Consider the following 8,905-nt stretch of genomic DNA (forward strand, 5'->3'; position numbering starts at 1 on the left):
ACCATTGAACATCGCAGCCATACAATTGGCGCCATCCTTGGCGCGCGGACTGATGGTGCTGGAGGAAAAATTCGGGACGCAAGAAACGATCGAGCGCGCAAAACCAATCGTTGCTGAACTCGTCAAGAAGTGGGAAACGCTTCAATCAGAACAAGATTCCAAGTCACAATGAGGAACGTATGGTCTCGTTGGCGCCGTGGATTGCCTTCCGTTGCGGTAGCGACACATCCGAAGGCATGATTCCCGTTGAGCACAAAGTGCGAATAAGCAGGAGTGAAGTAGGCCAGCCGCGCAGCGGTGGGCCTACTTCACTGTTGATTAACGTCAGGGCGCCATGCACGCACTGCAAGGGCACGCTCAGCGGCTTGCGCTGCAAAATCCTTTTTCATCGCCCATAAAGGTGCCTCCGCATTGGGTATAACCATCGTGTCTGTTGAGGAACGCGAATAGCGGGACTCGCGCTGCGATGTTGATCCCGCAAGGGGGCTTTGAAAAGCAAAGGATTGCCGAAGGCAACCCGAGCCTATGGCGAGGGCGGGGCGGCCCCGGAGGGGCGGGGCGAGTCCGGCGCAGGGCGTGGCCGATTTTAGCGGGACGCGCAGCGCCGCGCTGCCTTTTCAGCCCTAGCGGCCAAGGGGGGCTGCCCAGGGCGCGGCACTTGCAGCTGCCCCTGATGAGCGTACCTCTTCCATATCATCCCAATGGGCGGCCGATCGTCCTTTGCCGGCTGCGATGCCTGGAAGGTGGGCGGGCGGCCCGCCCAGTCGCGAAGCGACCAAGCGCTTGCGCGCACTTGGAAATATGCGCTTCGGGTACACATCTTTCATGGTCTGGGCATGAGGACAATTACCATATAGTCGCGAGCCATCAGGACAATCCTGGCCGCTCAGCTAGGGCAGAGCTTGCGCATGTTTTTAGAGGCCTAAACTGAATGGATCATAGCCGTGACGACCGGCTTGAAATGGCAAAAGTCAACGATGCACTATTGCTACAATTCCAAAACGATTCCACGGACCCCAAAATCGACGATACAGACGAGCTTTCCGGATGAGACAGACGAAAAAAAACCCTTGAATTTCAAGGGTTTACTGTCTTTGGCGGAGAGATGGGGATTCGAACCCCAGATAGGGTATTAGCCTATACACGCTTTCCAGGCGTGCGCCTTCAACCACTCAGCCATCTCTCCTATTCTTCGCTTTCACGAAGCCGCATATTATAGCAAAGAATCCGTTGCCCCCCGAAAAATATGCACTCCCCACCAAAAGGCCAACGCCCCCACCCCCTCCAAAGAATCCCCCCGTCCACCCGCAATCTCCCTTGTTATAATTCCAGCATGAAAATTCTTCTCGCCACCGGCTGGGGATTGGCCGCAGCCATCCTGTTCCTGCCGCACACAACCCTCGCGCAAAACGCGCCAGCAAGCACCCTGAACGCGCGCCACTTCACGCCAAAATTCGCCCGAGTGCAGGAACCGGCCGAGGTCCTCTCCTACGGCAACTGCGAAATGCCCGTCTACCCAAAGGCTTCACTGCGCAACGAGGAAACCGGCACGACAAGCCTGCAAATGCTGGTCGCCGCCAATGGCGTTGTGATCGACACCAAAGTCTTTTCCAGCAGCGGTTTTCGCGCGCTGGACAAGGCCGCCCTGGCGGGTTTGGCCACGTGCAAATTCCGACCGGCAACCATAAACCGCAAGCCCGTACAGGGTTACGGCTACATGTCATTTAAGTGGACGCTCGAATGAATCCTTGGCTTTTCCTATTGCTCGCCACTCCCTTGACGGCCGCTGCTGCGACACCTGAACTTGCTTCCTTCGATTGCAAGTCGATGATCTTCTACGACCGGCCAAGCGAGGCCGAACAGGTGGCCGCCCGGCACACCGAGAAGCGTCTGGCCGATGGCGATCTCGCAAGCGACCTACTTGCTGCGCAAGAAATGCAGACCCTCGCGCTGACACGCATGTCGAGCTTTCAAAGCCAAAAATCGGATGAGGCCGCCGAGCAGGCGCTGGCCGCCTGGCGCAAGTTGCCAGAGACTGCCGCGCTAGTCCAACAATTGCATCAGGCCGCCAACCGCTACCACCGGCGAAACATGTGCAAGTCGGCGGCGCCAGTCTATGAATTGGCCCTGGCGATGTCCGACAAGCTATCCGGCCCCCACCATGCGTCAACCTTCGCCTTGATGACGGACCTGGCACACCTCTACCGCGCACAACGCCAACTGCCACAATTGGAAAAAATCGCCGAACGCGTGCTCGCGGCGGGCGAGATGAATCCTTCCGCGATTGTCGATATTGCCCGCGCCCACAAGGACCTAAGCGAAGTCAACTACCGGCGCGGCACCTTTCCTCTTGCAGAGAAACACGCGCTGGCAGCCGTCGCCCTGCACGAGAAAACCGCAGGCAAACCTCTCGCACTGGCACTCAACGAACTGGCGGCCGTTTACTACGCGCAACGCCGTTTTGCGGAGGGCGAAGCCGCACGCAACCGCGCCAAGAGCATCACGGATGTTATCGAAGTCAACGTGATGACCGAGGTGCCGCCAAACATCTCCAACCTCTACGGCAAGGGCGACATCGCCGGCGCCATTGCCTTGGCCAGCAAGGCGTTGGCGGACGAAGATGCGGCGCAAGTGCCTTTGATTGCCAAGGTGTACGAAGCGGAACAGGAGCTCAAGGCCGACGCCGGCGTCAGCAAATATCCTGAAATGCAAAGATCGATCGCTTTGGAGAATTTGCGACGCAGTCACGTCCAAGTGGCCCGGGCCCTGTGCGATCTTGGCGAGTTATTTCATAGCCAGCAACAACTTGCTGAAGCCGAGCCGCTGTATCGGCGCGCCATCGCTCTTTTGGACAAGGATCCAAGAGCGCCCGGCTTCACCAAGGCACGTTTGGCGAGCAACCTCGGCCTGCTCACCCAAAAACAAGGCGCCTATGCCGAGGCGCTGCAGTTACAGCAAAAGGTTCTCGAATTCTATCTGCCTCTTTTGGGAAGCGAGCATCCCGATGTGATCGAAACCCAGGCGGAGGTAGCCTATCTGCACAAGGCGCAAGGCAAGCTGGCTGAATCGCAATCGCTCTACGAGGCGCTGCTGGCCAACGCCGAAACGCAGGGCACGCCCGAGCGCGAACCGGTCAGCGAATACTTGACCATGCTGGCCGAAATCGCGCACGCCCAGCAAGACGCGCTTCGTGCGGAGGGCCTGCACAAACGTGTGGTGAGTTTGTGGAGCAGCGGTGGCAAGCGCAGCGACGTCTATTTGGTGAGCAGCTTAAAAAGCCTTTCGGCCATCTACCGCAAACTCAACCGTCCCGCCGACATGAAGGCGGTCGACCTCAAACTCGCCGCGCTCAAGCCGGCCAAGTAACTTCGCTTGGCGCATGTAATAAAGCCACCCGAAGGTGGCTTTATTGATCGCCCTAAAAAACCAGCTTAGTTCGAATCCTTGAGCTGCTCAAGAATCGCCGGATTCTCCAGCGTCGAGATATCCTGCGTGATCGTCTCGCCCTTGGCCAGCACGCGCAACAAGCGCCGCATGATCTTGCCCGAACGCGTCTTCGGCAAGTTGTCGCCAAAGCGGATCTCCTTCGGCTTGGCGATCGGGCCGATTTCCTTGGCCACCCAGTTGCGCAATTCCAAGGCGATCCTCTTCGCATCCTCGCCCGTCGGACGCGCCTGCTTGAGCACCACGAACGCGCAGATCGATTCGCCCGTCGTTTCGTCCGGCCGGCCCACCACCGCGGCCTCGGCGACCATCGGGTTCGCCACCAGAGCCGATTCGATTTCCATCGTCCCCATGCGGTGGCCCGACACGTTGAGCACGTCATCGATGCGGCCCGTGATCGTGAAGTAACCGGTCTCCTTGTTGCGGATCGCGCCGTCGCCGGCGAGGTACATGCGCCCGCCCAACTCGTCCGGGAAGTAGCCCGCCTTGAAGCGCTCCGGATTGTTCCAGATCGTGCGGATCATCGACGGCCACGGCCGCTTGACGACCAGGATGCCGCCCTGCCCGTTCGGCACATCGTGCCCGGCCTCGTCCACGATCGCCGTCATGATGCCCGGCAGCGGCAGCGTGCACGAGCCCGGCACCATCGGCGTCGCGCCCGGCAGCGGCGTGATCATGTGGCCGCCCGTCTCCGTTTGCCAGAAGGTGTCGACCACCGGGCAGCGCGCGCCGCCCACATTGTTGTAGTACCACATCCAGGCTTCAGGATTGATCGGCTCGCCCACCGTGCCCAGCAGGCGCAGGCTCGACAGGTCGTAATTTTTCGGGTGCACCGTCGGGTCGACGTCGGCCGCCTTGATCAGCGAGCGGATCGCCGTCGGCGCCGTGTAGAAAATGTTGACCTTGTGCTTGGCGATGGTGTCCCAGAACCGGCCCGCGTTCGGGTAGGTCGGCACGCCCTCGAACACGACTTCGGTCGCGCCCACCGCCAGCGGCCCGTAGGCGATGTAGCTGTGGCCGGTCACCCAGCCGATGTCGGCCGTGCACCAGAAGACGTCGCTCGGCTTGATGTCGAAGGTCCACTTCATGGTCAGCGCGGCCCACAGCAAGAAGCCGCCGCTCGCGTGTTGCACGCCCTTCGGCGTGCCCGTCGAGCCCGACGTGTAGAGGATGAACAATGGATGTTCGGCATCGACCCACTCCGGCTCGCATTCGGCGCTTTGCCCGTCCACCAGGTCGTGCAGCCATACGTCGCGCCCTTCGTTGAAGGCGATGTTGCCCCCGGTGCGCTTGTAGACGATGACGTTGGCGACGCTTTCGCAGCCGCCCAGCGCCAGCGCCTCGTCGACGATGCTTTTGAGCGGCAAGTGCTTGCCGCCGCGCAGTTGCTCGTCGGCCGTGATGACGGCCACCGCGCCCGCGTCGATGATGCGCTCCTGCAGCGACTTGGCCGAGAAGCCGCCAAACACCACCGAATGGGTCGCTCCGATCCGGGCGCAGGCTTGCATGGCGGCCACGCCTTCGATCGACATCGACATGTAGATGATGACGCGGTCGCCCTTTTTGATGCCGCGCGCTTTGAGGCCGTTGGCGAACTTGCTCGTGCGCTCAAGCAGTTCGCGGTAGTTCGCGCGCGTGACCTGGCCGTCGTCGGCCTCGAAGATGATCGCGGTCTTTTCCGCGTTGCCGTTGAGCACGTTGCGGTCGAGGCAGTTGTAGGAGACGTTGAGCAGGCCGTCGGCGAACCATTTGTAGAACGGCGCCTGCGACTCGTCGAGGGTCTGCGTGAACGGCTTGTGCCAGTCGAGGTGCTCGCGCGCCAGGCGCGCCCAGAAGCCCTCGTAGTCGGCCTCGGCCTCGGCGCACAGGGCGTTGTAGGCATCCATGCCCGAAATGGTGGCACTGGCCACAAACTCGGCCGGCGGGGCGAATACCCGGTGCTCCTGCAGTCCCTGATTTTCTTGCTTGGATTCTGATCCGGCCATGCTTGTCTCCTGTGTGTGGTATTTTTATCTCAAGATACGCACTGTCGCTTACGGTGCCCTTACAGCGCGCAAACCTGCAATATGTCAGTCCGATATTACAGCATCGGTCGCGCCCGTCCGGCGCACTCGGTTGTGCGATTTTACCAATGTTTCGTGGGGCCGGCGGAGGCCCCGTTACGAACCGCAACGCGCCGGCCCGGCGTCCCCACGACGTTTGCGCAACATCAAGCAAAAAGAAGGCGGCCCCGCGCCCCGGTATTGGCTACGCGCCCGTGTAAAATGACGCATCGAAATTCTTGCTGTCTATTACTGGAGATTTTTTGCATGTCTGAACTGCCACCAACCGTCGCGCCGCACAAACTGAGCCATCTGAGCGCCTTCATTTTCATGAGCCGCTGGCTGCAGCTGCCCCTGTATCTGGGTCTGATCCTGGCGCAATGCGTCTATGTCTTCCATTTCTGGGTGGAGCTGAAGGACCTGGTCCTCGCGGCGATGGGCAATGCCGACGCTTTGCAGCACATTATCACCGCCGTCAGCGTGCCGCCCGCCAACGGCAGTATTGCGCTCGCCGCGCCGCCCAAGCTCACCGAAGCGACCATCATGCTCGTCGTGCTCGGCCTGATCGACGTCGTCATGATCTCGAACCTGCTGATCATGGTCATCGTGGGCGGTTACGAAACCTTTGTCTCGCGCATGCACCTCGACGGCCACCCCGACCAGCCCGAGTGGCTTTCGCACGTGAACGCGTCCGTGCTCAAAACCAAGCTGGCGATGGCGATCATCGGCATCTCGTCGATCCACCTGCTGAAAACATTCATCAACGTCAAAAATTACTCGGCAACCGAGCTGACGGCGCAAACGGTGATCCACGTCGTCTTCCTGTTTTCTGCCCTGGCCATCGCCTACACCGACCGCATCATGATCGGAACGCAAAACATGGCCAAGCCCAATCACTAATTAAGCTAAACGAGAATCCCCATGACCGTCATTAAGCAAGAAGACCTGATCGAATCGGTCGCCGCCGCGCTCCAGTACATCAGCTACTACCATCCGGCCGACTACATCGCCCACCTGGCGCGCGCCTATGAGTCCGAGCAGAGCCCGGCGGCCAAGGACGCGATCGCCCAGATCCTGACCAATTCGCGCATGTGCGCCGAAGGCAAGCGCCCGATCTGCCAGGACACCGGCATCGTCAACGTCTTCCTCAAGATCGGCATGGGCGTGCGCTTCGAAGGTTTCTCCGGCACCGTCACCGACGCCGTCAACGAGGGCGTGCGCCGCGCGTACAACTTCGACGACAACAAGCTGCGCGCGTCCATCGTGGCCGACCCGCAGTTCGAGCGCAAGAACACCAAGGACAACACCCCGGCCGTGGTCCATATGGAACTGGTCGAAGGCAACACCGTCGACGTCAAGGTCGCGGCCAAGGGCGGCGGCTCCGAGAACAAGACCAAGTTCGTCATGCTCAACCCGTCGGACTCGCTGGTCGACTGGGTCATGAAGACCGTGCCCCTGATGGGCGCCGGCTGGTGCCCGCCCGGCATGCTCGGCATCGGCATCGGCGGCACCGCCGAGAAGGCCATGCTGATGGCCAAGGAAGTGCTGATGGACGACATCGACATGTTCGAACTCAAGCAGCGCGGCCCGCAAAACAAGACCGAGGAACTGCGCATCGAACTGTGCGACAAGATCAACGCGCTCGGCATCGGCGCGCAGGGCCTGGGCGGCCTGACGACCGTGCTCGACGTCAAGATCATGATGTACCCGACGCACGCCGCCTCCAAGCCGGTGGCAATGATTCCAAACTGCGCCGCCACGCGCCACGCGCACTTTGTGCTCGACGGTTCGGGCGCGAGCTACATCGAGCCGCCTTCGCTGTCGAGCTGGCCGGACGTGCACTGGACGCCGGACACCGAAAAATCGCGCCGCGTCGACCTCAACACCCTCACCCGCGAGGAAGTCGCCTCGTGGAAGCCGGGCCAGACCCTGCTGCTGAACGGCAAGATGCTCACCGGGCGCGACGCCGCCCACAAGCGCATCCAGGACATGCTGGCCAAGGGCGAAACCTTGCCGGTCGACTTCACCAACCGCGTGATCTACTACGTCGGCCCGGTCGATCCGGTGCGCGACGAGGCGGTCGGCCCGGCGGGCCCGACCACGGCCACGCGCATGGACAAATTCACCGACATGATGCTTGAGAAAACCGGCCTGATTTCTATGATCGGCAAGGCCGAGCGCGGCCCGGGCGCGATCGAATCGATCCGCCAGCACAAGTCGGCCTACCTGATGGCCGTCGGCGGCGCCGCCTACCTGGTCTCGAAGGCGATCAAGACGGCCACCGTGGTCGGCTTTGCCGACCTCGGCATGGAGGCGATCTACGAGTTCGACGTCACCGACATGCCCGTGACGGTCGCGGTCGATTCGACCGGCACCTCGGTGCACAACACGGGGCCGAAGGAATGGGCGGCAAAAATCGAGTCGCTGAGCAGCGTGGTCAAGATTCCCGTCGTGAGCGCCTGATGCGCAAGGCCGCCGCGGCCGGCCAGGCTGGCGGCGGCCTGTCCACCAATCCAGCCGGACGATCACCATGAGCCAAGACTCCTTTGTGCCCCTTGCCGCGCCGGTCGGCGTGTTCGACTCCGGCGTGGGCGGCCTGTCCGTGCTGCGCCACATACGCGCGCTGCTGCCGCACGAACGGCTGGTCTATTTCGCCGACAGCGGCTTTGCGCCCTACGGCGGCAAGCCCGAGAGCGTGGTCGTGGACCGCGCGCTGTCGATCTCCGCCTTCCTGATCGCGCAAGGGGCAAAAGCGCTCGTGGTGGCATGCAACACCGCCACCGTGGCCGCCATCAAGGCCCTGCGCGCGCGATACCCCTTGATGCCGATCGTCGGCGTCGAGCCCGGCCTCAAACCGGCATCGCTGCTGTCGCGCATCGGCAAGGTCGGCGTGTTGGCGACCGAGCTGACGCTATCGGGTGAGAAATTCCTGCAGTTGCGCGACCAGATCAATCTGACCAGCAAGGCCCAGTTCATTCTGCGCGGCTGCCCCGGCCTGGTCGAGCAGATCGAGCGCGGCGAGCTCGACTCCGAGGCCACGCTGGCCATGCTCGAGGGCTATATCGTGCCGCTGCTCGACCAGGACATCGACACACTCGTGCTCGGCTGCACACACTACCCCTTCGTGCGGGCGACGATCGAAAAGGTCATCAACGGCGCCAGCAGGCGCGATGTGGTGGTGATCGACACGGGCGAGGCGGTGGCCAGGCAGCTGCTGCGCCTGCTCGAGGCCGGCGGCCTGGTCAACCCGGGGGACGGCAGCGGCGCCCAGCTCGAGGCGTTTTCGAGCGCCAACGCGTCGGCGCTGTCGGCCGCGTTTTTGCGCCTGCTGGGCCTTGCGCAGGAGGTCCGCGAGGTGCGCGTGGCCTCGATCGCCCCCTGAACCGGCCGTTTTGAGCCAGCAATTCTCAATTCAGATT

Annotated in this window: 6 protein-coding genes and 1 tRNA gene; 5 read left to right on the forward strand and 2 right to left on the reverse strand. The window is 61.9% G+C overall.

Going from position 1 to position 8,905, the window contains the following annotated elements; all coding sequences use genetic code 11:
• Positions 1-1,095 precede the first annotated feature (1,095 nt).
• Positions 1,096-1,186 (reverse strand) — tRNA-Ser (locus C7C56_RS07255).
• A 147-nt stretch (positions 1,187-1,333) separates the two neighbouring features.
• Between C7C56_RS07255 and C7C56_RS29655 the strand changes: the two genes are divergently transcribed.
• Together C7C56_RS29655 and C7C56_RS07265 are read left to right on the forward strand one after the other, a co-directional pair.
• Positions 1,334-1,744, forward strand: coding sequence for an energy transducer TonB (locus C7C56_RS29655; RefSeq protein WP_229458333.1), 411 nt, complete (start codon positions 1,334-1,336; stop codon positions 1,742-1,744).
• A complete protein-coding gene (locus tag C7C56_RS07265) occupies positions 1,741-3,366 on the forward strand; it encodes a tetratricopeptide repeat protein (protein ID WP_106756791.1) in 1,626 nt (541 codons plus the stop codon). The genes C7C56_RS29655 and C7C56_RS07265 overlap by 4 nt, the downstream gene beginning before the upstream one ends.
• 65 nt (positions 3,367-3,431) lie before the next feature.
• Here the strand turns inward: C7C56_RS07265 and acs are convergent, their stop codons facing one another.
• Positions 3,432-5,429 carry an acetate--CoA ligase gene (gene acs / locus C7C56_RS07270; RefSeq protein WP_106756792.1) on the reverse strand — a complete coding sequence of 666 codons (1,998 nt, stop codon included), beginning with the start codon at positions 5,427-5,429 and terminating at the stop codon, positions 3,432-3,434.
• Positions 5,430-5,753: 324 nt separating this feature from the next.
• Between acs and C7C56_RS07275 the strand changes: the two genes are divergently transcribed.
• The 3 genes from C7C56_RS07275 (at position 5,754) to murI (ending at position 8,868) form a co-directional block, all read left to right on the forward strand.
• Positions 5,754-6,386: a YqhA family protein gene (locus tag C7C56_RS07275; protein ID WP_106756793.1), complete on the forward strand. Its 633-nt coding sequence runs from the start codon at positions 5,754-5,756 to the stop codon at positions 6,384-6,386.
• A gap of 21 nt (positions 6,387-6,407) precedes the next feature.
• Positions 6,408-7,949, forward strand: a complete 1,542-nt coding sequence (locus C7C56_RS07280) for a fumarate hydratase (protein ID WP_106756794.1) — start codon at positions 6,408-6,410, stop codon at positions 7,947-7,949.
• A gap of 67 nt (positions 7,950-8,016) precedes the next feature.
• On the forward strand, positions 8,017-8,868 hold the full coding sequence (murI, locus tag C7C56_RS07285) for a glutamate racemase (protein WP_106756795.1): 852 nt from the start codon (positions 8,017-8,019) through the stop codon (positions 8,866-8,868).
• Positions 8,869-8,905 lie beyond the last annotated feature (37 nt).

The sequence above is a fragment of the Massilia glaciei genome (assembly GCF_003011895.2).
Classification (GTDB): Bacteria; Pseudomonadota; Gammaproteobacteria; order Burkholderiales; family Burkholderiaceae_D; genus Telluria_A; species Telluria_A glaciei.